Here is a 24491-nt window from a genome sequence, read left to right on the forward strand (position 1 = left end):
CGGTCGTCTCGCGAGCGGTCGTCGTTCACCCGGAGTTCGGCCGGGGCCGTTACAAAGCCCGCCATGAGCGAATTGGTGAACCGGCGGACCCTGCTGCGCGCCGGCGCGATCGGCTCGGCCGCGGCGTTGCTGCCCGGCGTGGCACTGGCGAGGTCCGGCCGGCCCGTGCTGACGCACGGCGTGCAGGCCGGCGACGTGACCGCCGACGGCGCCCTGGTGTGGACCCGGTCGGACCGCCCGGCCCGGATGGTGGTCGAGGTGTCGTCCGACCCGTCGTTCCGGCTGGTGCGCCGGGTGCGCGGCCCGCTGCTGACCCCGGAGACCGGCGGCACGGGCAAGGTGCGCGTGCACGGCCTGCTCCCCGGCCGGCGGACCTACTACCGGGTGGTGGCCGAGGACCTGGACGGCCGCACCCGCAGCGAGGCCGTGCCGGGCTCGTTCCGCACCGCGCCGGTGGTGCGCTCCGACATCCGCTTCCAGTGGTCGGGCGACGTGGCGGGTCAGGGCTGGGGCAGCAACCCGGACCTGGGCGGCATGCCGATCTTCGCCGCCATGGCCGCCCGCAAGCCGGACTTCTTCCTGCACAGCGGCGACACGGTGTACTCCGACGGCCCGCTGAAGGAGTCCGTGACCCTGCCCGACGGCCGGATCTGGCGCAACGTCGTCACCCCGGAGAAGTCCAAGGTCGCCGAGTCCCTGGACGAGTACCGCGGCCAGTTCGCCTACAACCTGCTCGACCCGCAGTACCGGGCGTTCATGGCCCAGGTCGGCAGTTACCTCCAGTGGGATGATCATGAAGTCGTGAACAACTGGTACCCCGGCGAAATCCTGGACCTGCCGCAGTACACCGAGAAGCGCGTCGACGTGCTGGCCGCGCGGGCGTTCCGGGCGTTCCACGAGTGGCAGCCGATCGACCCGCGCGCGGCCGTGGACGGGCGGGTGTACCGGAAGTTCTCGTACGGGCCGAACGTGGACGTGTTCATCCTGGACATGCGCACCTACAAGGACGCCAACACCTCGCCGCGCGACCGGCCCGGCCGGATCCTGGGCGACCGGCAGGCCCGCTGGCTGGTCGAGGGGCTCGACCGGTCGCGTGCCACCTGGAAGATCGTCGCCAACGACCTGCCGCTGGGCCTGACCGTGCCCGACGGCGCGGACATCGAGGGCGTGGCCAACGGCCTGCCCGGCGCGCCCGGCGGCCGTGAGACCGAACTCGCGTGGGTGCTGCGGGAGCTGAAGAAGCGCAAGGTGCGCAACACCGTGTGGCTCACCGCGGACGTGCACTACTCGGCCGCGCACTTCTACTCGCCCCAACGCGCCGTCTTCCAGGACTTCGACCCGTTCTGGGAGTTCGTCTCGGGCCCCTTGAACGCGGGCGCGTTCGGCCCGAACGCCCTGGACCCGACCTTCGGCCCGGAAGCGGTCTTCGTGAGCGCCCCGCCGACCGCCAACACCACCCCGCTCGACGGCTTCCAGCACTTCGGCGAGGTCGAGGTGTCCCGCGCGGGCGAACTGACCGTGTCGTTGCGCGACATCAAGGGCACCGCCCTCTGGACGAAAACCCTCCAGCCGCAGCGCCCCTGACCGGCCGGAGCCCGTCGCCCCCGTATGAGGAGGCGACGGGCTCCGCCGTACCGTCACACGGCGCGCATCCGCCGCGTTGCCGACACCGACTCGTGCCACCGCCGATGCCGAACCGGATCCAGCACCGCCACACCGCACGTCTCACACCCGTCGACCGGCCCGGCCTCGGCACCGAGCGCCACGGCACCCGGAACCCGGTCGGCCAACTCCGGATCGTCCCGGCGTCGGATCTCGTACCAACGACGGCGCCAGCGGGTCAGCCCGTCGTCGTCGACGTCGCACGCGCGCAGGAATCGCTCGACGAACTGCCAGGACGGCAGTTGGCGGCCGCTCAGCGAGCGGGTGATCGTCGCCGGGGCGAGTTCGCCGTAGGTCTTGCGGTGCAACGACCGGTACGACGGTTTGCCCGCCGCGATGTGCTCCTCCCTCAGGTCGAGGACGAACGCGGCGGTCCAGTCCTCGATCCCCGCGGACAGGTCCATGTCATCGGACATGACGTTCCTCCCGTGTCGGGAACGCGTGGGGAGTGTGAACCTCCCGGGGGAGCCGCGCACGGCTCCCCCGGGAGCTGACCGCCTCAGACGAGGCGGCCGGTGTCCGCGGGCCGACCACTCGACGGGCCCTCGGGCCCGTCCAGGAGGCGGCGGGTGATCTCCGCTGCCACGAGACCTGCTCCACCGGCGCCGAGGAGCGCGGTGTCGAGCTGGTAGCCCATGTGCAGCAAGGCGACCACGAACGCGAACACGAACAACAAGATCAGCACCACGGCTTGAACTCGTTGGTTCACCGGTCCCCACTCTCTGTTCAGTTCGGAATGGCCCAGGCGGCTGGAATTGCGACCGTCCGGAGTGTCGCGGGTTCGGACCGCGGCATCCGCCCGAGTCCTTGCAGGGGCTCGAAAGCGGTAAGGACCAGAATGCCCGCTTGTGAACAAGTGCGCAAACCCCCGTGTGCACTCGGAACGGTTTGGTTCGGCACGATGCCGAGGGGCCGGTCCGGTGCCATCGGAAAGAAAGGGAAAGCACCGAAAGGCGAGGGCTCGGTTTCGCGGGCCGATGCCGTTCTCCTTAGGGTAGGACAACTTACCGTCGGCGCGCGCCGGGACAATGAGAAAAAGGCCCCCCGCTGCAACGGGGGGCCTTTCCCGGGCACGCCCGGTCGAGCGCCCCCTCGTGCGTTCCCGACGCCGCCTGGGCCAACAGAGAGACGTCCGGGTTCCTCCCGACCGTTGCGCGGACCGGAGGAGATCGGTGGGGCTGCGAACCGGTCGATGGTACAAGGGCACGATTGAGGAGGCAGTGCTCCGCCGAGCTCCGATCACGCGTTCTTCGCGGTGGACGTGCTCGAGGCGGTCACTGTGATCACGGGAGCCGGTGCGCCGGTACGGGCAGGTCGGCCTGGACGGCGCGGTCCGCGACGTGCCACACCGGGGCCGGGCAGCCCGAAGTCGGCCCGTCGGGGCGATGACGGGACGCGTGCTCCGGTGAAGGGGGGCGGCTCGACGGCAGGAGCCCCCGTGCGCGGCGGCGGAACGTCGAGCGGGACCGTGCGCGTGCCCCCGTGGCGTCCGGCGGTCCCGATCCGATGTCCGGACGGGAGATGCCCGGCACGATCGACCACGACCACGACCACGACCACGGGAACGGGAACGGCCCGACCCTGTTCGCATCGGGGGCGCGAGGGATTTCGAGGTGCTCCGGCGCGCGGCGCGAGGGCAGTCGCCCGCCTCGGCGCAGTTCGGACGACGTGGCGATCAGTCGCTCCCCTCCGGTCGTGGCCCGCGGTCGGTTGTCGGACGTCGCCGCGTCGACCATCATGACGGAATAGAGCATGCCGTTCACCTCCCCGGTTGTCGCGTGGTGGATCGCCCGTCGATGTCGGCGGGGTGGTCCCTGCTATTGCGGATTCATGACGCCCTTGTCTGGTGGATGTCTTCGCCCGGTGGCTCAGGATTCGTCTTCCATCGTGCGAGACGCGCGGAGTTTCCACAAGGCGTTCGGCCGCAAGTGAACGGGATGCGCTCGTGTTCGTGCGATTTGGGCACGTCCTGAGCGCGCGGTGGAACGGTCCGGAACGCGCAACGCGGCTAGTGGTCCGACAATTCGACCCGGGACCGGACGTCGTCGTCGCGCAGGATGCGGAACTCGCGGTCGTCGGCCTGGAGCACCTTGAGGAAGCCCGGGCTCGTTTCCACCACGTAGGCCTCGATGGTGCCGGTCGTGGTCTCGACGCGTTCGCGCGGCAGCCAGGGTGTGGCCACGACCGCCGCGACCACCAGCGCGAGACCGCCGACGATCCAGCCGATGCGGTGCAGCACGAACGACGCCGGGCCGCGTTCGCCCTCGCGGTGCCGGCGGGCGACGACCGCCAGGGCCGCCGCCAGCACGACGGCCGCCGCCGGCACCCACCAGTGGTGGTAGGTCAGCACGTGCGCCACGAGGAACGCCACCAGCACCGTGACGACCAGGGGCACCGCGCGGGACCGGGTGGCCACGCCGTAGAACGCCATCAGCGGCACCAGCAGGACCAGGAGCGCGCTGCTGATCCGCTCGTCGGCCATGAAGGTGCCGAGGAACAGCCCGGGCGCGTCCTCCAGGTCCAGCGTGTGCAGCAACGCGAACGTCGTGTGCCAGTCGTAGTGCGCCACCGCGAGCAGGCGCAGCAGCACGAACAGGACGGCTGCGGCGGTCAGGGACGATCCGACGCCGGCTTTCTCCGCGGTCACGCCCGCGACTATGTCAGGCCGCCCGGAATCGGGCAGCACGGCCGGATCCCGTTCGCGGGCGCGGAGTTCTCCAGGCCGTGGGTGGATCCGGCGGACGTGACGGATACCCTGTCCGCGTCGCTTGACAAAGGTATTCAGCACCCCCGAAGAGGAGTACGACCGCCGTGTCCGAACGCACCCTGGTCCTGGTCAAGCCCGATGGCGTCAGCCGTGGACTGGTCGGCGAGGTGATCTCCCGCATCGAGCGCAAGGGCCTCAGGCTGGCCGCGCTCGAACTGCGCGTCGTGGACCGCGCGACCGCCGAGCAGCACTACGCCGAGCACGACGGCAAGTCCTTCTACGCCGACCTGGTGGAGTTCATCACCGGCGGTCCCCTGGTGGCGCTGGTCGTGGAGGGCGCACGGGCCATCCCCGCGTTCCGCCAGCTGGCCGGCGGCACGGACCCGGTGGAGAAGGCCACGCCCGGCACGATCCGCGGCGACTTCGGCCTGGAGGTCCAGTTCAACCTGGTGCACGGATCCGACTCGCCCGAGTCCGCCGAGCGCGAGATCAAGCTCTGGTTCCCGAACCTGTAGGGACTTCCGCGCCACGACGCGTAACGGGCCTCTCACCCGTCGCGACCCACAGGGTGGGGAGCGACCGGCGGGAGGCCCGGTGCGGTTCTGGGTGGTGGTGAGGGCGACCGCGGCTGTGGTCGCCGGGATCTTCGTGCTCGGCTGGGGCCGCCAACCCCTGGTCGCCGCGTGCGTGACGGCGCTCGGACTGGTCGTGCTGCCGTTCGAGGTGTACCTCGTGCGCGCCCGCCGCGACTGGTACCTGTGGGCGAGCGCGACCGCGTTGGTGGTGCCCGGCCTGGTGGTGCTGAACCAGGTGATCACGATGTCGTTCGCCGACATGGGCCGCGAGCGGCTGCTGGGCACCGTGGCGCTGTTCGCCGAGGGCTGCTACTTCCTGTGGGGTCCGCTGGTGGTGCTGGGCGCGGCCGGGGTGCGGTTCGCGCGCGTCCGCCGGCCCGAACCGCCGCACCTGGCGTCCACGTTCGTCCTGCTGACGCTGCTGTGGCTCGGCGCGGGCGTCGTGGAGTCGGTGCACGGCGACCCGACGGCGTCCCGGTGCGACCTCACGTGGGCGGTGCTGGTGGCGGTGGCGGGCGCCGGTGTCTCGCTGCGTCAGCGGGTGCTCACCCTGCGCGCGGGCGAGGAACCGAGGCCGCCCGCGGCCGAGCCGTGGAGGACGACGCCGTCGGGGTAGCCGAGCGGCAGGTACATCCGGACCGAGTCGAACCGGGTGTCGCCGACCGCGATCGCGTTCGGCAACCGGCCCCACTCGCGGAAGCCGACGCTCTCGTACAGCTCGATCGCGCCGTGGTTGTTGCCGCGCACGCCCAGCGTCAGCACCTCCAGCCCCGCCTCGCGGGCGTGGTCCACGACGGCGCGCACCATCCGGTCGCCCAGCCCGAGGCCGCGCGCGGCGGGGTGCGCGGTCACCCGGCCCAGCTCGGCGCACCCCGCGAACACCGCGGCCGGGTCGCGCCGCCACGTCGCCGTGCCGCGGACCACACCGTCCACCCGGGCCACCACGAGCGCGGCGTCCCCCGGCGCCGCCAGGACGTCGTCGAGCCACCGGTCGGTCTGCGCGCGGGTGGGCGGTTCGGTGAAGCCGATGGCCCCGCCCCGCGCGACCACGGCGTGCAGCACCTCGTGCACCTCGACCCGGAGGCGTTCGTCGGGCGTGGTCGGCCAGGTCAGGTCGATGTGCATGGGGCAACCCTAAATCGACTTCGTTGTTTGTCGGACCTCGCCGCTAACGTGACGCCCGTGACCGCCGCTTCCACCGCCGCCGCCCGTGGCCCGGCTCGCCGCTCCCGCACCCGGAGGCTCGCCGCATGACGGCCCCCATGGTCCCCACCCGTCCCGACCGCGGTCCGATCGGCTGGCCGGCCCGCCGTGCCCCGATCCCGCGCGGCCCGGGCCGTCCGCGCGTCGTGCACCCCGGTCTCGTGAGCCCGCCGCTGGGGCACCGCGAAACCGCGAGCCGGACGCCCCGGGTGCTCCGCTCGGGCAGCGCGACACCGCCACCGGAGCCCGGCGCGCCGGCGTGACCGGGCCGGCCCACCACCGGGTGGACCTCGTGGCACCCGGCGCGGAGGAGTTGCCGCCCCCGCTGAGTGGTTGAACACTCCGACGAACTCTTCGAGGAGGTCGTCGTGGACGTCATCGCACTCATCGGGCGCATCCTGTTCGTCATCCTGTTCCTCGGCTCGGCAGCCGGTCACCTCACGCAGACCGACGCCATGGCGGGGTACGCCGCGGCCAAGGGCGTGCCCAGCGCCAAGCTCGCCACGCTCGGCAGCGGCGTGCTCATGGTCGTCGGCGCGTTGTCGCTGCTCCTGGGCGTGTGGGCGGACCTGGGCGCGGTGTTGCTGGTGGTCTTCCTGCTCCCGACCGCGTTCCTCATGCACGCGTTCTGGAAGGAGACCGACCCGCGGGCCAAGCAGCTCGAGATGATCTCCTTCAACAAGGACGTGGCCTTGGCGGGCGGCGCGCTGATGTTCTTCGGCCTGTACGCGGGCGTGGGCTCGGACCTGGGTCTGACCCTCACCGGACCGCTGTTCTGAGGCGCGCGCGGGCAGCCGTTACCCTGGGTCGGTGAGCGTCGAGTCCGTCTTCCCCGCGTTGGAGCCACTGCTGCCGCGGGTGTCCAAGCCGGTGCAGTACGTCGGCGGGGAGTTGAACGCGACCGTCAAGGACTGGGACGCGGCGGCCGTCCGCTGGGCGCTGATGTACCCGGACGCCTACGAGGTCGGGTTGCCCAACCAGGGCGTCATGATCCTCTACGAGGTGCTCAACGAGCAGCCGGACGTGCTGGCCGAGCGCACCTACGCGGTGTGGCCGGACCTCGAGGCGCTGATGCGCGAGCACGGCGTGCCGCAGTTCACCGTCGACGGCCACCGCCCGGTCGGCGCGTTCGACCTGTTCGGCGTCAGCTTCGCCACCGAGCTCGGCTACACGAACCTGCTCAACGCGCTGGACCTCGCGGGCATCCCGATCCACGCGGCCGACCGCACCGAGGACCACCCGATCGTCGTGGCCGGCGGGCACGCGGCGTTCAACCCGGAGCCGATCTCGCCGTTCGTGGACGCGGCGGTGCTGGGCGACGGCGAGGAAGCCGTCCTGGAGATCACCGACATCGTCCGCGCCTGGAAGGCCGAGGGCCGTCCCGGTGGTCGCGACGAGGTGCTGACGCGGCTGGCCGAGACCGGCGGCGTGTACGTGCCGCGGTTCTACGACGTGGAGTACCTGCCCGACGGCCGGATCCAGCGCGTGGTGCCCAACCGCGAACGCGTGCCGTACCGGGTGTTCAAGCGCACCACGATGGACCTCGACGCGTGGCCGTACCCGAAGCAGCCGCTGGTGCCGCTCGCCGAGAGCGTGCACGAGCGGATGAGCGTGGAGATCTTCCGCGGCTGCACGCGCGGCTGCCGGTTCTGCCAGGCGGGCATGATCACCCGGCCGGTGCGCGAGCGCTCCATCGAGGGCATCGGCGCGATGGTGCAGCGCGGCCTGGAGGCGACCGGGTTCGAGGAGGTCGGCCTGCTGTCGTTGTCCAGCGCGGACCACTCGGAGATCGCCGAGGTGACCAAGGGCCTCGCGGACCGCTACGAGGGCACCAACACCAGCCTGTCGCTGCCGTCCACGCGCGTGGACGCGTTCAACATCGACCTGGCCAACGAGCTGTCCCGCAACGGGAGGCGCTCCGGGCTGACGTTCGCGCCCGAGGGCGGCAGCGAGCGGATCCGGCGCGTCATCAACAAGATGGTGTCCGAAGAGGACCTGATCCGGACCGTCGGCGCGGCGTTCGGCGCGGGCTGGCGGCAGGTGAAGCTGTACTTCATGTGCGGCCTGCCGACCGAGACCGACGAGGACGTCCTCCAGATCGCCGAGATGGCCAAGAACGTGATCCGCAAGGGCCGGGAGGTCAGCGGCCGCAAGGACGTCCGCTGCACCATCTCGATCGGCGGGTTCGTGCCCAAGCCGCACACGCCGTTCCAGTGGGCGGCCCAGTGCGACCCGGACGTGGTGGACGACCGGTTGCGCAAGCTGCGCGAGGCGGTCAACTCCGACCGCGCGCTGGGGCGCAACATCGGCATGCGCTACCACGACGGCAAGCCCTCGCTGATCGAAGGCCTGCTCTCCCGCGGCGACCGGCGCATCGGCCTGGTGATCGAACGGGTGTGGCGCGAGGGCGGCCGGTTCGACGGCTGGTCCGAGCACTTCTCCTACGACCGCTGGGTGTCCGCCGCCGCGACCGAGCTGGAGCCGCTCGGGCTGGACCTCGCCTGGTTCACCACGCGCGAGCGCGAGGAGCTGGAGGTGCTGCCCTGGGACCACCTGGACTCGGGGTTGGACAAGGAGTGGCTCTGGGCGGACTGGCAGGACGCGCTGGACGAGCGCGAGCAGGACGACTGCCGCTGGACGCCGTGCTTCGACTGCGGCGTGTGCCCCGCGATGGGCACCGACATCGAGGTCGGCCCGACCGGTCGGACGCTGCTGCCGATCTCGCCTGTCGGCACGGGCTCGCCGGTGCGCAACCCGGCGTTGACCAAGGGCTGATCGGGGACCGGGGAAGCGCGACGAACACCCCGGTTCCCCGGTTCAATTGGCCCCGGTGATCTGCACCACACCGAATACCGCAGGGTTGTCGGAGTGGTCAAGGCGGTACGACCCCTATTGCCGGTGAATGTCTTCGCGGTGATACTTGGATTGGCTTACCCGGGTGTAGTACGTTCGCGTCGGTCGCTTTTCCTCCGCCGTGCGAACTCCGGGAGGTCCGGAACGTCATGAATTCCTCTGGCGGGCTGCGGGTGCACGGGGGTCCACGGGGTCGGGACGACGGCCGGGTCGCCGAGGTGCTGGCCGAGGTCATCGGCGCGCTCGCCGAAGAGCACCGCGAGGCGCTGTGCGAGACCTACCTGCGCGGGCGCACCGTCCGCGAGGCCGCGCAGGTGCTCGGCATCCCCGAGTCCACGGTGAAGTCGCGGGTCTACCACGCGATGAAGATCATCCGCAGGGCGTTGCCCGAGTCGGGCTGACGCTTTCGCCGGAAACAATGCGGCGGGCATTCGCGGTCATTTACCGGGCGGGCCGCACGATCCGTGTGCGCCGTTATCGCGGAACGTCACGAATGCCCGCGACGAGTCGCCGCCGACCGGTCGGTAAACCGGCCGCCGGAGCCGATTCTGGCCTACCGGCCGGCCGGGGTCTCTACGGTGGGCACCGAAGGAAATCGGCCGATCCCGTTGGGGAACCTCTCGGTACCGAAGGTCTGGACAAGGGGCCTACCGTGGGTGTCCGCCCGATCCCACGCCGCCGCCGACGCCGAGCAGATCGGAGTCCTGGTGACCACGCCCACGAGGACCTCGCCGTTCGTCGGTCGGGTCGACCAGCTCAGGACCACCCGGGCGCTGCTGGCCGACGCGGCGCGGGGTCGCACCGCCACCCTGCACGTCGTGGGCGAACTCGGCGTCGGCCGGTCCGCGCTGCTGCGCCGGGTCCGCGAGCAGGCCCGCGAACTGGGGTTCGCGGTCGCCGGCACGGCCGCCACCCGGCTCGAGTCCGACCTGCGCGGCGGTGTGCTCGCCGGGCTCTGCGAGAAGCTGGCCGAGCCCGCGCCGACTCCCGACGCGTTCCACCGGCTGGTCCGCGACACCGCCGACCGGTCGCCGCTGCTGCTGGCCGTGGACGACCTGCACGTGTCCGACGACTGGTCGCTGCGCTGCCTCGCCTACCTGCTGCGCCGGCTGGCCGACCGACCGCTGGTCGTCGCCTTCACCACGCCCACCGGTCGGTCGCCGGCAGGGGACGTGGCGCTGCCCGACCTGCTGGCCGGGCGCCGCACGACCGTCGAGCTGACCGGCCTGTCCGCGACCGAGGTCGGCGAACTGCTGCCCGACCGGCCCGCCGACGTGGTCCGGGCGTGCCACGAGGTGACCCGCGGCAACCCGCGCCTGCTGGCCGAGCTGACCGCCGTGCTCGACCCCGGCACGACCGCCGACGGGGTGCGCGCCCTCGGCTCGCCGGCACTGGGCGAGCGGCTGCGGCTCCGGTTGCGGGCGACGCCGGACGCGCCCGAGGTGGTGCGCGCGGCGGCGGTGCTCGGCGAGGACGCCACCGCCGACCTGGTCGCGGCGCTCGCCGGTGTCAACCGGCCGGCGGCCGTGGCGGTGGTGGACTCGCTGGTGCGGCAGCGGTTGTTCCTCGACACCCACCCGGTCGCCTTCGCCCACCCGTTCCTGCGCGCCGCGGTGCTGGCCGACCTGCCGGTGGCCGGGCGCGCCGTCGACCACGCCCGTGCCGCCGCGCTGCTGGCCGAGGCGGGCGCGCCGGACGAGCGGGTCGCCGAGCACCTGGCCCGGGCGCGCGGCGTGCGCCTGCGGTGGGGCGTCGACGTGCTGCGCCGGGTCGCCCGCCGCGCCGCGTACGCCGGACGGCCCGCCGCCGCGCGGGTGTTCCTGACCCGGGCGCTGGAGGAGCGGACGACGCCCGACGAGCGGCTGGCGGTGCAACTGGACCTGGTGCACGCGACGTTCCCGGTCGACCAGGAGGCCGCGATGGACCTGCTCCGGGACGCCCTCGCGCACGCCGACGACACCCGGTCCGCGGCGGGCCAGGTCGCCGCGACGCTGCTGCGGCTGTGCGGCGGCCCCGAGGCGCGGTTGGCGCTGTCGCTGGGGTTGCAGCTGGTGTCGCGGCTCTCGCCGGAGGAGCACGACGAGTCGTGGGAACTGCGCACGCTGTCCTACCTCGCGGGCGTGGGCAACGACGTGGGGCCCGCGTTGCGCGCCTGGATGTCGACCGCCGAGCTGGAGTCCGAAACCCCGACCGCGCCCCGGCTGCGGCAGCTGCGCTCGGTGCTGCGGGCGCTGGGCCACGTGCTCCGCGGCGAGGACGCCGACCAGGCGTGCCGGCACGCCGCCGAGGCCCTGGCGGGCGAGCGGTCCGACGTGTTCGCCCAACCGTTCGTGTTCACCGTCGCCACGAGCTTCCTGGTCGACGCGCCCGAGCTGTCCGACCGGTTCCGCCGGGTGGTCGGCAGCGACGCCGAGCCGAACGACTACCACCTGCGCAAGGGCACGGCCGTCGCGCTGGCGCACGGCCTGGAGTTCGCCGCGCGCGGGGACCTGGTGCGCGCCAAGACGTTCCTCAAGTGGCAGCTGCGCCTGTTCGGCGAGCTGGACGCGGTCGAGCGGTGCCCGATGGCGATCCTGTGCGCGGCCGGGCTGGTCGACGTGCTGGCCATGCTCGGCCGGTTCGAGGAGGCGCGGGAACTGCTGGCGCGCCACGGTTTCGCGGGCGTGCTGCCGGAGTTGTTCCAGCACAACGCGGTCCTGCTCGCGAGAGCCGGGTTGAAGCTCGCGACCGGCGACCCGGCGGGCGCGCTCGCCGACGCCCACGAGTGCGGTCGCAGGCTCGCCGCGTCCCAGATGGACGGAGCGGCGGTGCTGCCGTGGCGCACCCACGCCGTGCGAGCGCACCTGGCCCTGGGCCAGCGGGAGGCCGCCGCCAAGCTCGCCGCCGAGGAACTGGCCCGCGCCCGGCGCTGGGGCACCCCGCGGGCGGTGGGCGTCGCGCTGATCTCGGTGGGCCGCACCGCCGACGACGAGGCCGCGATCACCGCGTTGCGCGACGCCGTCGACCGGCTGGCAGGCACACCCGCCCGGCTGCCGCACGCGGAGGCGCTGGTCGCCCTCGGCACCCGGCTGCGCCGGTCCGGCGACCCCGGCCAGGCCGTCCCGCACCTGCGGCTGGCCCTGGGCATCAGTGCCCGCTGCGAGGCGAAACCGCTGATCAGGCTGGCCGCCGAGGAGCTGCGCGGGTGCGAGCCGAGCACCGCGCAGGGCACCGTGCACGGGTTGACCAAGCAGGAGACGCGCGTCGCCGGCATGGCCGCGCAGGGCTTGACCAACCGGCAGATCGCCGAGGCCCTGTTCCTGACCCGGCGCACCGTGGAGCTGCACCTGTCCGGCGCGTACCGCAAGCTCGGCATCGCCGGCCGGGCCGCGCTGGCCGAGGCACTGCGCCGCTGACCGCCCGTCAGCGACGCAGCTTCAACGCCAGCGCCGGGCACGCCGACACCGCGCCCTTGGCCTCGCGCACCAGGTGCGCCGGCACGTCGTCCGGCGACAGCAGGGGATACCCCCACTCGTCCAGGTCGATCAGCTCCGCCAGCAGGTCCGCGCACGAGCCGTTCCCGCGGCACGCGACCGGGTCGACACCGAGTTTCACCGCGACCCTCCACAGTGGACCGGGTGGGTGGAGGTCCGGTGCGGGAACAACTCCAGCGCACTCGCCGCCAACCGCACCGCGCCGTCCGGGTGCGCGCACGCGCCGCGCCCGGTCACCACCGGCAGCCGGGTCCGCAGCCGGTCCCAGGCGCCGGTCGCGAAGTCCTCCGCGATCGCGGGCAACCCGAACCGGCACGGACCGCACTGCCGCGCGCTCTGCGACGCCAGCCACCGCAGCACCCGGGTCGTCTCGCACAGCCCGCACCGGTCCGCCCGCAACGCGGCCAGCACGCCCGACCCGCGCAGCGGCTCGTCCGGCCGCACCCACCGCCCGCCGTACCCGCCCGCGAGCACCGCGCCGAGCGGCGCCGTCGGACCGGCCAGGTCCAGCAGGTCGCCCACGGTCGCCGAGGCGCGCGTCTCGACCACGCCGGGCCGCGCCACGTCGCCGGTCACGGTGGCGAGCCGGGTGGCCTGCTCCCGGTACCGCTCCGCGCCCAGCCTGACCACCAGCGCGACGTCGGCGAGCGTCTCCACGTTGTGCACCAGCACCCCGAGGTCGGTCGGCCGCGGCGGCTTCGCCGTGGGCAGCGCGACCCCGGTGCGCAGGAAGTTCGCCAGCGCGCTCTCCTCGCTCGACACGTACCCGCCCGGCACCACGACCACCCGCACGCCGCGTTCGCCGGCCGCCCGTCGGGCGGCCTCCGGCACGTGCTCCCGCGCGCACAGCACCGGTTCCGCGCCCAGTGTCCGGGCGAGGACCAGCAACCCGTCGAGCACCAGGTGCGGCGACCTCTCCAGCAGTACGCGGTCCTTGCGGCTGAACGGCTCGCTCTCGCACCCGTTCGCCACCACCGTCCGCGCCCGGCCGACCGCGCCGATCTTCCGGGCCGCCGGGAACCCGCCGCCACCGCGACCCACCACGCCCGCCGCGGCCAACTCCGCGGTCAACGCGGCCGTGCTCGACGGGAACGCCGGCGGTCCGTAGGTCCGCAGGTGCCCGTCCAGGTCCAGCGGCCGCTCCGGCAACTTCCGCACCCCGGTCGACGTCGTCACGCCGCCACCTCCTCCTTCTGCCGCAGGTCGACCCGCCAGGCCACCGCGGCGGCCACCGCCAGCAGGCACACCCCGTCCAGCACCACCACGTAGACCAGGTCCAGGTCGCCCACCAGCAGTCCGTGCACCAGCGCGACCGGCCAGAACGCGTACCCGAGCCAGTGCACGGCCCGCCACGCCCGGTAGGACATCCGCGCCCGCACCAGGCTCGTCAGGATCACCGCGAGCAGCAGGTCGAACGCCACCGCGCCCAACCCGAGCGCGACCGGCCGGTACGCCGACCCGAACGGCACCACCGCGTCGACCCACCGGATGCCCGCGTAGTCGTCGATCGTCGCGGTCGCGATGTGCACGACCAGGAAACCCAGCGCCAGCAATGACACGTACCGGTGCAGACCGGCCACCGCGAACCGCGGCCACCTCCGCGACGCCGCGCCACCCCGGGTGAGGACACCGAGCACCACCACGGCCGTGAACAGCAGCATCGACACCAACCCGGTGCCCCGACTGGCGAACCACAACGCCTGCGTCACGCCGCCACCGGCCACGCCGACACGGTCACGACTCGCCCGTCCTCCCGCACCAACCGCGCCGGCACGCCCCGCGCCGCCAACCACGCGGGCGCGCGTTCCCCGAGCACCACCGCCGCCGTGCTCGCGGTGTTGGCCGTCACGCAGTCCACCGCCGCCACGCTCACCGTCCGCCACCACGTCCCGGCCGGCTCACCCGTGCGCGGATCCACGACGTGGTGCACCACCCGCCCACCCCGACGCCACCGCCGCACCGCCGTCCCCGACGTAGCGACCCCGCCCGACACCACGGTCACCACCTGCTCACCCTCCACAAAGGACAAGCGGTCCCGCACACTTCCCTTGTCTGTCAAGCCTTCCGCGACTCCCGACGCCACCCGTCCGACGAACCCGTCACGCCGCAAGTCCGCAAAGGACTCCCGCCCGAGGCCGCCCACAGCCTCGTCCCCGCCCACCGCCCACGGGTTGTCCACAGCCCCGGAGCTGTCCACACCCCGCCCACCGGAGCCCGAAAATCGTCGCACCCCCGTGAGACCATGGAACCGGGGGCCGGAGGCCACGTCCCCCACCGCGATCCGCCACCCACCGGCGGGCGCGTCACCGGCCACCGCCACGTCACCGCCCAGCGACACCAGCACCCCGGTCCCCGTCGCGTCCGCGATCACCCGCGCCGCCCGGTCCGCCCCGAACGCCTTCGCCGTCGCGCCCAGGTCCAGCCGCACCCCGCGCGGCACCAGCAGCCGCCGCGTCGGCAGGTCGAACCCGATCCGCCACCACCCCGGCGCCGGCACGCCCGAGCACGGCTCCGCCGAGTCGACCACCGCCGCGAACGTCCGGTCGTACCCCAACGCCTCGAGCGCCGCGCCGACCGTCGGGTCCACCAACCCGTCGCTGCGCTCCGCCGCCCGCAGCGCCACGTCCACCGCCTCGGCCAGCAGCGGCGTCACCACGACCGCCCGACCCGCCGCCCGGTGCGCCGCGCTCAACTCCGAGTCCGCCCGGAACCGGCTGCACGCCAGGTCCAGCGCGGCCAGTTCGACCCGCAGCAACCGCTCCGCCAGGTCCGGCACCTCCGACACCACGACCGCCGTGGTGCCCAGGGCCGGGAACGACACGGCCCTCACGACGCACCCGACCGGGCGTGCGAGTCGCCCTGACCGGCCTGCGGCGCCTGCGTCGGCGCCCAGTCCGAGGAACCACCCTGGTCGGTTGAGGAGCCGGTCGAGGAGTCCGAGGTGGACGAGGTCGAGTCCGCGCCGGCCGGCAGCACGGCGGCGAAGAACGCGGCCAGCGCCGCCGCGGCGACACCGACGGAGGCGGTCACCGCCCGTACGCGACGCCGGGCCGAATCCCGGCGGGCAACACGCTCTGGGGTGCTCATGGGACCGAGCCTGAACCCCGAACCTGAGCGCCGGCTGTGCCCGCGCTCTGTCCCGCTTATCGGTCCGCCGTCGACGGGCTCAGCGTTGGACCGCCTCCAGCGCGTCCACCAGCCCGTGCCCGTAGAAGCCGTTGTACTCCGAGTAGCCGGTGCAGTAGGCGTCCTGCGCCCCGGTGCCGTTGAGGTCGTAGTCCGCCGGGCACGGCAGCGTCTCGGCCTCCGTGTTGAGCATCCGGGTGAGCTCGCCGGGGTTCGCCGACGGGTGCGTCGAGGCCAGCAGCGCCGCCACGCCCGACACGTGCGGCGCCGCCATCGACGTGCCGCACGAGTAGTCGTAACCGTCGTCGGGCACGGTCGACAGCACGCACCCCTGCTCGCCGTCGTCCGGCGGCTGCTTGCGGTCGCCGCCCGGCGCCGTCACGTCCACCGCGCCCAACCCGTAGGAGCTGTACCCGGCCTTGACCTTGGACGCGCCCACCGAGGACACCGCCACCACGTTGCGCAGCTGCGCCGGCAGCAGCAGGCAGGTGTTGTCCACCGACCGCGGCTTCACGTCCTCGGCCGCCGCGTTGGTCGGGCTCTGCGTGTCCCGACCCGGCTTGGTCAGGTCCGCGCCGCCGTTGCCCGCCGCCGCCACGGTCAGCACGCCCTGCGCCGCCGCGTAGTCCACCGCCCGCCGCACCGCCTCGTACACCACGGCCTGGCCGGACTTGTTCTGGCAGGTGAACACCCACGGGTCGATGAAGTAGCTGTTGTTGGTGACGGTCATCGCGTGCGTCGCGGCCCACATGAACCCGCACACCGCGTACTCGGGGTAGATGAACCCGTCGTCGTCCACGACCTTCACCGACGCGATCCGCACCCCCGGCGCCACGCCCGTCGTGCCGGCGCCGTCGTCGGCCGCCGCGATGATGCCCGCCACGTGGGTGCCGTGCGCGGACGTCGTCGGGGCCCACGCGGACTGCTCCGGATCGGCGATCCCGTTGGTGCACCCGGCGGACAGCGCCGGGTCCAGCGCGCCGACCAGGTCCGGGTGCGCCGGGTCGATGCCCGAGTCCAGCACGCCGACCACCACGTCCCGGCTGCCGCCGCTGATCGCGTGCGCCTCGGCCGCGTGGATGAGGTCCATGTCCCACTGCTCGGCCGTGCGGTCCACCGCGCCGCCCGGCGCCGCGGACCGGCTCACCGGCTCGTCGTCCTTCTTCCGGGCGGGCGAGCCGGTGCGCCGGGACAACCCGTCCGCCTGCGCGCTGTACGCCCGATCGGGTCCTATCCGCTGACCGAAGCCGGGGTCGCCGGAGGTCACCACGGCCACCGAGATCGCCGGGTAGTAGCCCACGGTGGTGCCGCACGCGGCGGCCGTCTCGGCGCGCGCGAGCGGCTCGGAGGTGCCCCGGTCGAACACGACCAGGTACCTCAGCACCGGGCCCGGCTGGATGCACTCCGGCGCGGGAACGTGCAGGTCGGGGTCGGCGTGGGCGTTCGCGGACACGGCGAGACAACCGGTCGCGAGCAGCGCCGCGCTGACCGCGACCGCTCGGGCGCGGCGGAGCAGAGGCACGGGGGACCTCCAGTGCTGGGCTGGCCGGGGTCGAGCCGTCGCCCCGACCACTGTCGCCGGACGGTAGCCAGGGAGCACGAACCAGACAAGCGCAACGATGCCGAAGGCCCCACGGTACCGTCCTGGTGGAGTAGCAGAGCGTGCCGATGCGGGGGTCACCCCATCGGGACCACCGAGTACCCCCGGGGAGCAGCACTGAACCGCCAGCAGCAGCCCAACCCGTCGGCCGCGCCGGTGCAGAAGCTCCGGCTGCGCTACGCCAAGCGCGGCCGGCTGCGGTTCACCTCGCACCGCGACATCGCCCGCACCTTCGAGCGGGCGCTGCGGCGCGCGGGCGTCCCGATGGCCTACTCCCAGGGGTTCAGCCCGCACCCGAAGGTCTCGTGGGTGGGCGCCGCGCCGACCGGTGTGGCCAGCGAGGCCGAGTACGTCGAGGTCCAGGTGGTGCAGGCGGTGGACCCGGAGGCGCTGAGGCTGGCGCTGGACGCCGTGCTGCCACCGGGCCTGGACGTGCTGGAGGTCGTCCAGTCGGCCGGCGGCACGCTGCCCGAGCGCATCGAGGCCAGCGAGTGGCGGGTCGAACTGCCGGGCGTGTCGCCCGAAGTCCTGTCCGCCGCGGTGGCCGCGCTGCTGGCCGCGCCGTCGGTCGAGGTCGAGCGCACGACCAAGGACGGCCGGCGGATCCTCGACGTGCGACCGGCGGTCGTGTCGGCGCAGGTCGAGGCGTATTCGAGCGACGCGGGCCACGATGCGCCTGAATTGTCACGACCGTGTGGGATACTCATGACGGTCGTACGGCAGACAACGCCTACCGTGCGACCCGACGACGTGCTGAGCGCGCTCCGAGTCGTCGCCGACCTGGTTCCGCCGGTGCCCGCGAAGGCGACCCGGATGGCACAGGGGCGGCTCGACGATGAGGGTCGGCTGGTCGACCCGCTCGCCCCGGACCGGGCGGCGGAGGTCGGACCGGCAGTCCCTTCGGAGCCGTGCTGACGGCGTCGTCGCGGGAGAGCAACGACCTGCTGTGCCACAAGCGCACAGCGTGAGGCAAGGATTCCCGCCGCCAGCCGCGGCGGTGAGTGGACAAGAGAGGCCCCTGCGCGAGCCGCGTCTTCCCAAGACGCGCCCGGGGGCGGAGGAGCTGCATGTCGAACACGGACAAGCCCGCCGGCGCCGCCGGCGGGGGTAACACCACACCCGCGCACCCCGACCTGTCGGACCTGCCGGCCAAGCTCAGGGTGCACGCGCTGGCCAAGCTGCTGGGAGCCAGCAGCAAGGACGTCGCCGCCGCCTTGGCGGACCTGGGCGAACCGGTGCGCACCGCGCAGTCGAGCGTGACTCGCGAACTCGCGCTCAAGGTCGCCGAGAGCCTGCTGAAGTGGGACGACATCGTCACCGGCGAGGTGGACGAGGCGACCGAGGAACCGGCCGTGCCCACCCGCGAGGTGGCCGCGCTGACCCCCCTGTTCGCCCCGCCGTCCGCGGTGTTCCTGCCGCCGACCCCGGTGCCCGTGGTCGCGCCCGCCGCGACGACGGCCGAGGTCGACGACGATGACGACGTCGAGGACGCGACCGACGACCAGTCGGCCGCCGACGACGCCGGCGACGAGGGCGAAGGCCGCCGCCGCCGCCGTCGTGGCCGGCGTGGTCGCGGTCGCGGCAAGGGTGTCGGCGACGAGGCCGAGAACGGCGACGAGCCCGGCGAGGACGCCGAGGACGCGGCGCCGGTCGAGGAGGCCGCCGAGGCCGAGTCCGACACCGAGGACGAGCCGGAGAGCGCCACGAGCAGGCGCCGCCGTCGTCGCCGTCGCCGCAAGGGCGGCGCGGACGACGAGGCGCCCGAGGTGGACGACCCGCCGAACACGGTCGTGCACGTCCGGGAAACCCGCGACGCGCGCGACGACAAGGCCGACTCCGAGGCCGCCCAGAACGAGGTTCGCAGCGTTCGGGGCTCCACCAGGCTCGAGGCCAAGCGCCAGCGCCGCCGGGACGGCCGGGAGGCCGGTCGCCGTCGCGCGCCGGTGCTGTCCGAGGCCGAGTTCCTGGCCAGGCGCGAGGCCGTCGAGCGCACCATGGTCGTGCGCGAGCGCGGCGACCGCACCCAGATCGGCGTGCTGGAGGACGGCGTCCTCGTCGAGCACTTCGTGACCTCGTCGGGCACCGGCTCGCTGGTGGGCAACGTCTACCTCGGCCGGGTGCAGAACGTGCTGCCCTCGATGGAGGCGGCGTTCATCGACATCGGCCGCGGTCGCAACGCGGTGCTGTACGCGGGCGAGGTGGACTGGGACGCGGCCGGCCTGGAGGGCAAGGCCCGCAAGATCGAGCAGGCCCTCTCCAGCGGCGACAGCGTGCTGGTGCAGGTCACCAAGGACCCGGTGGGCCACAAGGGCGCCCGGCTGACCACCCAGATCAGCCTGCCCGGCCGCTTCCTGGTGTACGTGCCCGGCGGCGGCGCGACCGGCATCAGCCGCAAGCTGCCCGACAACGAGCGCAAGCGCCTCAAGGACATCCTCAAGCGCGTCGTCCCGGAGGACGCGGGCGTGATCATCCGCACCGCGTCGGAGGGCATCGCCGAGGACGAGCTGGGCCGCGACGTCACCCGCCTCCAGGCGCAGTGGCAGGTCATCAAGGAGAAGGCCGACCAGCCGCGCGCCCAGGCGCCGCAGCTGCTCTACGAAGAGCCGGACCTGCTGGTGAAGGTCGTCCGCGACCTGTTCACCGAGGACTTCGCCGCGCTGATCGTCCAGGGCTCGGAGGCGTGGGAGACGATCGACGCCTACGTGCGCCACGTCGCGCCGGACCTCCAGGACCGGCTGCGCCGCCACGTCGGCAACAACGACGTGTTCGTGGAGCACCGGATCGACGAGCAGCTGCTCAAGGCGCTGGACCGCAAGGTCTGGCTGCCCTCGGGCGGCTACCTGGTCATCGACCGCACCGAGGCGATGACGGTCATCGACGTGAACACCGGCAAGTTCACCGGGTCGGGTGGAAACCTCGAGGAGACGGTGACGCGCAACAACCTGGAGGCGGCGGAGGAGATCGTCCGCCAGCTCCGGCTGCGCGACGTCGGCGGCATCATCGTGATCGACTTCATCGACATGGTGCTGGAGTCCAACCGGGACCTGGTGCTGCGCCGGCTGACCGAGTGCCTCGGCCGCGACCGGACGCGCCACCAGGTCGCCGAGGTGACCTCGCTGGGTCTGGTGCAGATGACCCGCAAGCGGGTCGGCACCGGGCTGCTGGAGGCGTTCAGCAGCACGTGCGAGCACTGCCGCGGGCGTGGCCTGGTCGTCTCGACCGAGCCGGTGCACCACCACGGCGGCGGCAACAACGGCAACGGCAACGGCCAGCCCCAGCAGCAGCACCAGCCGCAGCAGCAGGGCGGCGGGCGCAAGTCGCGCCGGGGCAAGGGCTCGGACGCGGCCGAGGTCGCGCCGGAGCCGGTGGTCGAGGCCGTCGAGCCGCCGGTGGCCGTCGAGCCGCCGCGTCCCGCGGTCGAGCCGTCCACTCCGGACGAGCCGGTCGGCCCGCTCTCGGAGGAGCCCGCGGTCGCCGCGGACGAGGCCGGGCCCGAGCACGGCAGGCGCCGCCAGCGCCGACGTGCCCGGCGCGAGGCGGGCGCCGTGGCCAAGCACGAGCCGGCACCCGAGCAGGCCGTCCAGGAGCCCGTGGAGCCGCCGGCCGCCGTGCGCGAGCCGGAGCCCCCGGTGGTCGAGGAGCCCGCGCACGCGGCCATCGAGACGCCCACCCAGGTGGGTCCCCAGGACGCCGCCGAGTCGTTGAGCGCCGAGTCGACCAACGGCCAGGCCCAGGTGACCACCCGGCGGCGGACCACGAGGCGCGCCGCGTCGCGTCCCGCCGGCCCGCCGGTGAACGCGGTCAAGGAAGGCTGAACCCCCTGGTGCGGCCCCGTTCAGGCGGGGCCGCACCGGGCTTGGGGGACCCCGGTTTGACCGGGCTGTCCACCGCCACGTAACCTGATAAGCGGCCCGCCGTCCGGTGGGTCCTCATCGCGCGAAGCCCATCCCGCTGTTCCAGCAGAATTGCGGCGCGCGCGATCCCGTCCCGTCGAGTAGCAGGAGACTTCCGTCCCGATGTACGCGATCGTCAAGACCGGCGGCAAGCAGTACAAGGTGGCTGTCGGCGACGTCATCGAGGTCGAGAAGCTCGAAGGCGAGCCGGACACCGAGATCACTTTCGCGGCGCCGCTTCTCGTCGTGGACGGCGAGGAAGTCACCTCCGCGGCGGACGCCCTTGCGAAGATCTCGGTGACCGGCAAGGTCGTCGAGCAGACCAAGGGCCCCAAGATCCGCATCCACAAGTTCAAGAACAAGACCGGCTACCACAAGCGCCAGGGTCACCGCCAGAAGCTGACCCGCGTCGAGGTCACCGGAATCACCGGTAAGTGAGGATCTGACTCCCCATGGCACACAAAAAGGGTGCGTCCAGCTCTCGCAACGGCCGTGACTCGAACGCCCAGTACCTCGGCGTGAAGCGGTTCGGCGGTCAGGTCGTCAAGGCCGGCGAGATCCTGATCCGCCAGCGCGGCACCAAGTTCCACCCCGGCGTGAACGTGGGCCGCGGCAAGGACGACACGCTGTTCGCCCTCGCCGCCGGCGCGGTCGAGTTCGGCAGCAAGCGCGGCCGCAAGACCGTGAACATCGTTCCGGTCGAGGTCGCCGCCTGATTTCCCGGGCAGCACTGATTTCTTCTTGACGAGGGGCGGGACCGGGCGCAGTCCGGCACCCGCCCCTCGTTCTTTGTGAAAGGGAGTTTCCCCGTGTCCCGCTTCGTTGACCGGGTGGTCATCCACGTCGCCGCAGGCGACGGGGGCAACGGGGTCGCTTCGGTGCACCGCGAGAAGTTCAAGCCGCTGGGCGGTCCCGACGGCGGGAACGGCGGCAAGGGCGGCGACGTCGTCCTCGTCGTGGACTCGCAGGTGCACACCCTGCTGGACTTCCACTTCCGCCCGAACGCCGCCGCCGGCAACGGCAAGGGCGGCCAGGGCGCGAACCGCGACGGCGCGAACGGCGCCGATCTCGAACTGCGGGTGCCCGACGGCACCGTGGTGCTCACCGAGTCCGGCGAGGTCGTCGCCGACCTCACCGGCGAGGGCACCCGGCTGATCGCGGCCCAGGGCGGTCGCGGCGGCCTCGGCAACGCCTCGCTCGCGTCCAAGGCCCGCAAGGCGCCCGGGTTCGCCCTGTTGGGGGAACCCGGCGAGTCGCAGGATCTGGTGCTGGAGCTCAAGTCCGTCGCGGACGTCGGCCTGCTGGGCTTCCCGTCGGCCGGCAAGTCGTCGCTGATCTCGGTGCTGTCCGCGGCCAAGCCGAAGATCGCCGACTACCCGTTCACCACGCTCGTGCCGAACCTGGGTGTGATCACCGGCGGCGAGACCGTCTTCACCATGGCCGACGTGCCCGGCCTGATCCCCGGCGCGTCCGAGGGCAAGGGCCTCGGCCTGGACTTCCTGCGCCACATCGAGCGCTGCGCCGTGCTGGTGCACGTGGTGGACTGCGCGACCTACGAGGCCGACCGCGACCCGCTGTCGGACATCGACGCGCTGGAGAACGAGCTGGCCAAGTACACCCCGTCGCTGGCCGACGACCTGGCCGAGCGGCCGCGCGTGGTGGTGCTGAACAAGATCGACGTGCCCGAGGCGCGGGACCTGGCCGAGCTGGTGCGCCCGGACATCGAGGCCCGCGGGCTGCCGGTGTACGAGGTGTCCACGGCCAGCCGCGAGGGGTTGCGGGAGCTGACGTTCGCGCTGGCCCGCGTGGTCGAGGAGTACCGGGCCTCGCGGCCCAAGCAGGAGTCCACCCGCGTCGTGCTGCGGCCCACCGCGGTCGACGACGCCGGGTTCACCGTGGTCGAGGACCCGGAGGAGGAGGGCGGCTTCATCGTGCACGGCGAGCGGCCGCTGCGGTGGATCCGCCAGACGGACTTCTCCAACGACGAGGCCGTCGGCTACCTCGCCGACCGGCTCGCCCGGCTGGGCGTGGAGGACGTGCTGGTCAAGAAGGGCGCGGTGCCCGGCGCCCAGGTCACCATCGGCGACCTGGTGTTCGACTGGGAGCCGACCACGCCCGCAGGCATCGCCCTGACCATGAGCGGCCGCGGCACCGACGCGCGTCTGGAGCCGAACAACCGCATCGGCGCCTCGGACCGGTTGGCGGCCAAGAAAGCCCGGCGGATCCCGGGTGTCTACGACGAGTTCGAGGACTTCGAAGAGGACGAGTGAGCACTTCGGTGGCGGTCTCGGCGGCCCGGCGGGCGGTCTCGGCGGCGAGCCGGGTCGTGGTGAAGGTCGGGTCGTCGTCGCTGACGACCGCGGCCGGCGGCCTCGACCCCGACCGGTTGGACGCCCTGGTGGACGCCGTCGCGGCTCGGCGCGCGGCGGGCAGCCAGGTGGTGCTGGTGTCCTCGGGCGCGATCGCGGCCGGCCTGGCCCCGTTGGGCATCACCCGGCGGCCGCGTGACCTGGCCACCCAGCAGGCCGCGGCGAGCGTCGGTCAGTTGACGCTGGCGCACGCGTACGCGAACTCGTTCGGCCGCTACGACCTCACCGTCGGGCAGGTGCTGCTGACCGCGGACGACGTGGTCCGGCGCGCGCACTACCGCAACGCGCAGCGCACGTTCTCCCGGCTGCTGGCCCTGGGCGCGGTGCCCGTGGTCAACGAGAACGACACCGTGGCCACCGAGGAGATCCGGTTCGGCGACAACGACCGGTTGGCGGCCCTGGTCGCGCACCTGGTCGGCGCGGACGCCCTGTTCCTGCTGTCCGACGTGGACGCCCTGTACGACGGTGACCCCCGGCGGCCCGGCGCGCGTCGGGTGCCGGAGGTGGCCTCGGCGGCGGACGTGGACGGGGTGCGCGCGGGGTCGGTCGGCGCGTCCGGGCTGGGCACCGGCGGCATGGCCTCCAAGCTGGCCGCGGCGCGCCTGGCGTCGTCGGCGGGGATCCCGGTGCTGCTGGCGGGTTCGGCGGACGCCCTGCGGGCGCTGGGCCCGGCGGATGTCGGCACGGCCTTCGCGGTCACCGGCTCCCGCCTCACCGCCCGCCGCTTCTGGCTGGGGCACGCCGCGGACGCCGCGGGCCGGCTGACCCTGGACGACGGCGCGGTGGCCGCGGTCGTGGGCCGCCGGCGTTCGCTGCTGGCGGCGGGCATCACCGCGGTGGAGGGCGCTTTCGAAGCCGGCGACGTGGTGGACCTGACGGACCTGACCGGCGTGGTGGTGGCCAGGGGAGTGGTCGGCTACGACGCCACCGAACTCCCGACCCTCGTCGGCCGCAAAACCCGCGACCTCCCCGAGGACCAGCGCCGCGAGGTCGTCCACGCCGACGACCTGGTGCCCCTGCGCACCTGAAC

At 73.2% G+C, this 24491-nt stretch carries 24 protein-coding genes; 14 read left to right on the top strand and 10 right to left on the bottom strand.

Annotation, left to right across the window (positions count from 1 at the left end; genetic code table 11):
* Positions 1-63 precede the first annotated feature (63 nt).
* A complete protein-coding gene (locus AB0G50_RS01465) occupies positions 64-1584 on the top strand; it encodes an alkaline phosphatase D family protein (protein WP_360100848.1) in 1521 nt (506 codons plus the stop codon).
* Positions 1585-1637: 53 nt separating this feature from the next.
* Here AB0G50_RS01465 and AB0G50_RS01470 read toward each other — a convergent pair whose 3' ends face one another.
* From AB0G50_RS01470 to AB0G50_RS01480, 3 genes are all read right to left on the bottom strand, one after another.
* Positions 1638-2078, bottom strand: coding sequence for a helix-turn-helix domain-containing protein (locus AB0G50_RS01470; RefSeq protein WP_360100851.1), 441 nt, complete (start codon positions 2076-2078; stop codon positions 1638-1640).
* A gap of 83 nt (positions 2079-2161) precedes the next feature.
* The gene (locus AB0G50_RS01475) at positions 2162-2350 is read right to left on the bottom strand and encodes a hypothetical protein (protein ID WP_360100854.1); all 189 of its coding nucleotides are present in this window, start codon (positions 2348-2350) and stop codon (positions 2162-2164) included.
* Between the two features lie 1320 nt (positions 2351-3670).
* A complete protein-coding gene (locus AB0G50_RS01480; protein ID WP_360100857.1) occupies positions 3671-4309 on the bottom strand; it encodes a hypothetical protein in 639 nt (212 codons plus the stop codon).
* Positions 4310-4473: 164 nt separating this feature from the next.
* Here AB0G50_RS01480 and ndk point away from each other — a divergent pair, with 164 nt between their 5' ends.
* Together ndk and AB0G50_RS01490 are read left to right on the top strand one after the other, a co-directional pair.
* Positions 4474-4884 (top strand): nucleoside-diphosphate kinase, encoded by a 411-nt coding sequence (gene ndk / locus AB0G50_RS01485; protein WP_360100860.1) that lies wholly within the window; start codon positions 4474-4476, stop codon positions 4882-4884.
* Positions 4885-4963: 79 nt separating this feature from the next.
* Positions 4964-5560: a hypothetical protein gene (locus AB0G50_RS01490; protein ID WP_360100863.1), complete on the top strand. Its 597-nt coding sequence runs from the start codon at positions 4964-4966 to the stop codon at positions 5558-5560.
* Here AB0G50_RS01490 and AB0G50_RS01495 read toward each other — a convergent pair.
* Positions 5479-6069, bottom strand: coding sequence for a GNAT family N-acetyltransferase (locus tag AB0G50_RS01495; protein WP_360100866.1), 591 nt, complete (start codon positions 6067-6069; stop codon positions 5479-5481). The two genes, AB0G50_RS01490 and AB0G50_RS01495, sit on opposite strands and share 82 nt — an antisense overlap.
* Positions 6070-6194: 125 nt before the next feature.
* On the opposite strand from AB0G50_RS01495, the gene AB0G50_RS01500 reads away from it, so the two are divergent.
* The 5 genes from AB0G50_RS01500 (at position 6195) to AB0G50_RS01520 (ending at position 12395) form a co-directional block, all read left to right on the top strand.
* Entirely contained in the window at positions 6195-6410 is a 216-nt protein-coding gene (locus AB0G50_RS01500) for a hypothetical protein (RefSeq protein ID WP_360100869.1), read from the top strand.
* A gap of 105 nt (positions 6411-6515) precedes the next feature.
* The gene (locus AB0G50_RS01505) at positions 6516-6926 is read left to right on the top strand and encodes a DoxX family protein (protein ID WP_360100872.1); all 411 of its coding nucleotides are present in this window, start codon (positions 6516-6518) and stop codon (positions 6924-6926) included.
* Between the two features lie 31 nt (positions 6927-6957).
* Positions 6958-8922, top strand: a complete 1965-nt coding sequence (locus AB0G50_RS01510) for a TIGR03960 family B12-binding radical SAM protein (protein ID WP_360100875.1) — start codon at positions 6958-6960, stop codon at positions 8920-8922.
* Positions 8923-9149: 227 nt separating this feature from the next.
* Positions 9150-9401: a sigma factor-like helix-turn-helix DNA-binding protein gene (locus AB0G50_RS01515; protein ID WP_360100878.1), complete on the top strand. Its 252-nt coding sequence runs from the start codon at positions 9150-9152 to the stop codon at positions 9399-9401.
* Between the two features lie 255 nt (positions 9402-9656).
* Complete coding sequence (locus tag AB0G50_RS01520) at positions 9657-12395, top strand: LuxR C-terminal-related transcriptional regulator (protein WP_360100881.1); 2739 nt, start codon at positions 9657-9659, stop codon at positions 12393-12395.
* A 7-nt stretch (positions 12396-12402) separates the two neighbouring features.
* Here the strand turns inward: AB0G50_RS01520 and AB0G50_RS01525 are convergent, their stop codons facing one another.
* From AB0G50_RS01525 to AB0G50_RS01550, 6 genes are all read right to left on the bottom strand, one after another.
* A complete protein-coding gene (locus AB0G50_RS01525) occupies positions 12403-12594 on the bottom strand; it encodes a ferredoxin (protein WP_360100884.1) in 192 nt (63 codons plus the stop codon).
* The gene (locus AB0G50_RS01530) at positions 12591-13649 is read right to left on the bottom strand and encodes an NADH-ubiquinone oxidoreductase-F iron-sulfur binding region domain-containing protein (RefSeq protein ID WP_360100887.1); all 1059 of its coding nucleotides are present in this window, start codon (positions 13647-13649) and stop codon (positions 12591-12593) included. The genes AB0G50_RS01525 and AB0G50_RS01530 overlap by 4 nt, the downstream gene beginning before the upstream one ends.
* A complete protein-coding gene (locus AB0G50_RS01535) occupies positions 13646-14182 on the bottom strand; it encodes a ferric reductase-like transmembrane domain-containing protein (RefSeq protein WP_360100890.1) in 537 nt (178 codons plus the stop codon). The genes AB0G50_RS01530 and AB0G50_RS01535 overlap by 4 nt, the downstream gene beginning before the upstream one ends.
* On the bottom strand, positions 14179-15303 hold the full coding sequence (locus AB0G50_RS01540) for an FAD:protein FMN transferase (RefSeq protein ID WP_360100893.1): 1125 nt from the start codon (positions 15301-15303) through the stop codon (positions 14179-14181). Before AB0G50_RS01540 ends, AB0G50_RS01535 begins: the two co-directional genes overlap by 4 nt.
* Positions 15300-15503 (bottom strand): hypothetical protein, encoded by a 204-nt coding sequence (locus tag AB0G50_RS01545; RefSeq protein ID WP_360100896.1) that lies wholly within the window; start codon positions 15501-15503, stop codon positions 15300-15302. Before AB0G50_RS01545 ends, AB0G50_RS01540 begins: the two co-directional genes overlap by 4 nt.
* A gap of 136 nt (positions 15504-15639) precedes the next feature.
* Positions 15640-17121, bottom strand: a complete 1482-nt coding sequence (locus AB0G50_RS01550; protein WP_360100899.1) for a S8 family serine peptidase — start codon at positions 17119-17121, stop codon at positions 15640-15642.
* A gap of 234 nt (positions 17122-17355) precedes the next feature.
* On the opposite strand from AB0G50_RS01550, the gene AB0G50_RS01555 reads away from it, so the two are divergent.
* The 6 genes from AB0G50_RS01555 (at position 17356) to proB (ending at position 24489) form a co-directional block, all read left to right on the top strand.
* Complete coding sequence (locus AB0G50_RS01555; protein ID WP_360100902.1) at positions 17356-18114, top strand: TIGR03936 family radical SAM-associated protein; 759 nt, start codon at positions 17356-17358, stop codon at positions 18112-18114.
* Positions 18115-18266: 152 nt separating this feature from the next.
* Entirely contained in the window at positions 18267-21014 is a 2748-nt protein-coding gene (locus AB0G50_RS01560) for a translation initiation factor IF-2 N-terminal domain-containing protein (protein ID WP_360100905.1), read from the top strand.
* A gap of 201 nt (positions 21015-21215) precedes the next feature.
* Complete coding sequence (rplU, locus tag AB0G50_RS01565) at positions 21216-21530, top strand: 50S ribosomal protein L21 (RefSeq protein ID WP_360100908.1); 315 nt, start codon at positions 21216-21218, stop codon at positions 21528-21530.
* Positions 21531-21544: 14 nt separating this feature from the next.
* Positions 21545-21808, top strand: coding sequence for a 50S ribosomal protein L27 (gene rpmA, locus AB0G50_RS01570; RefSeq protein ID WP_360100911.1), 264 nt, complete (start codon positions 21545-21547; stop codon positions 21806-21808).
* Between the two features lie 93 nt (positions 21809-21901).
* A complete protein-coding gene (obgE, locus tag AB0G50_RS01575; RefSeq protein ID WP_360100914.1) occupies positions 21902-23362 on the top strand; it encodes a GTPase ObgE in 1461 nt (486 codons plus the stop codon).
* On the top strand, positions 23359-24489 hold the full coding sequence (gene proB, locus AB0G50_RS01580; RefSeq protein ID WP_360100917.1) for a glutamate 5-kinase: 1131 nt from the start codon (positions 23359-23361) through the stop codon (positions 24487-24489). The genes obgE and proB overlap by 4 nt, the downstream gene beginning before the upstream one ends.
* The last annotated feature ends 2 nt before the right edge of the window (positions 24490-24491 follow it).

Origin of the sequence: Actinosynnema sp. NPDC020468 (assembly GCF_040642015.1) — a bacterium.
In the GTDB taxonomy this organism is placed as follows: Bacteria; Actinomycetota; Actinomycetes; order Mycobacteriales; family Pseudonocardiaceae; genus Actinosynnema.

Excerpts from the sequence above, each read along its gene's own strand:
- AB0G50_RS01465 (WP_360100848.1), top strand. The coding sequence starts at position 64 with ATGAGCGAATTGGTGAACCGGCGGACCCTGCTGCGCGCCGGCGCGATC.
- AB0G50_RS01470 (WP_360100851.1), bottom strand. The coding sequence starts at position 2,078 with ATGTCCGATGACATGGACCTGTCCGCGGGGATCGAGGACTGGACCGCC.
- AB0G50_RS01495 (WP_360100866.1), bottom strand. The coding sequence starts at position 6,069 with ATGCACATCGACCTGACCTGGCCGACCACGCCCGACGAACGCCTCCGG.
- AB0G50_RS01500 (WP_360100869.1), top strand. The coding sequence starts at position 6,195 with ATGACGGCCCCCATGGTCCCCACCCGTCCCGACCGCGGTCCGATCGGC.
- AB0G50_RS01515 (WP_360100878.1), top strand. The coding sequence starts at position 9,150 with ATGAATTCCTCTGGCGGGCTGCGGGTGCACGGGGGTCCACGGGGTCGG.
- AB0G50_RS01560 (WP_360100905.1), top strand. The coding sequence starts at position 18,267 with ATGTCGAACACGGACAAGCCCGCCGGCGCCGCCGGCGGGGGTAACACC.
- rplU (WP_360100908.1), top strand. The coding sequence starts at position 21,216 with ATGTACGCGATCGTCAAGACCGGCGGCAAGCAGTACAAGGTGGCTGTC.
- rpmA (WP_360100911.1), top strand. The coding sequence starts at position 21,545 with ATGGCACACAAAAAGGGTGCGTCCAGCTCTCGCAACGGCCGTGACTCG.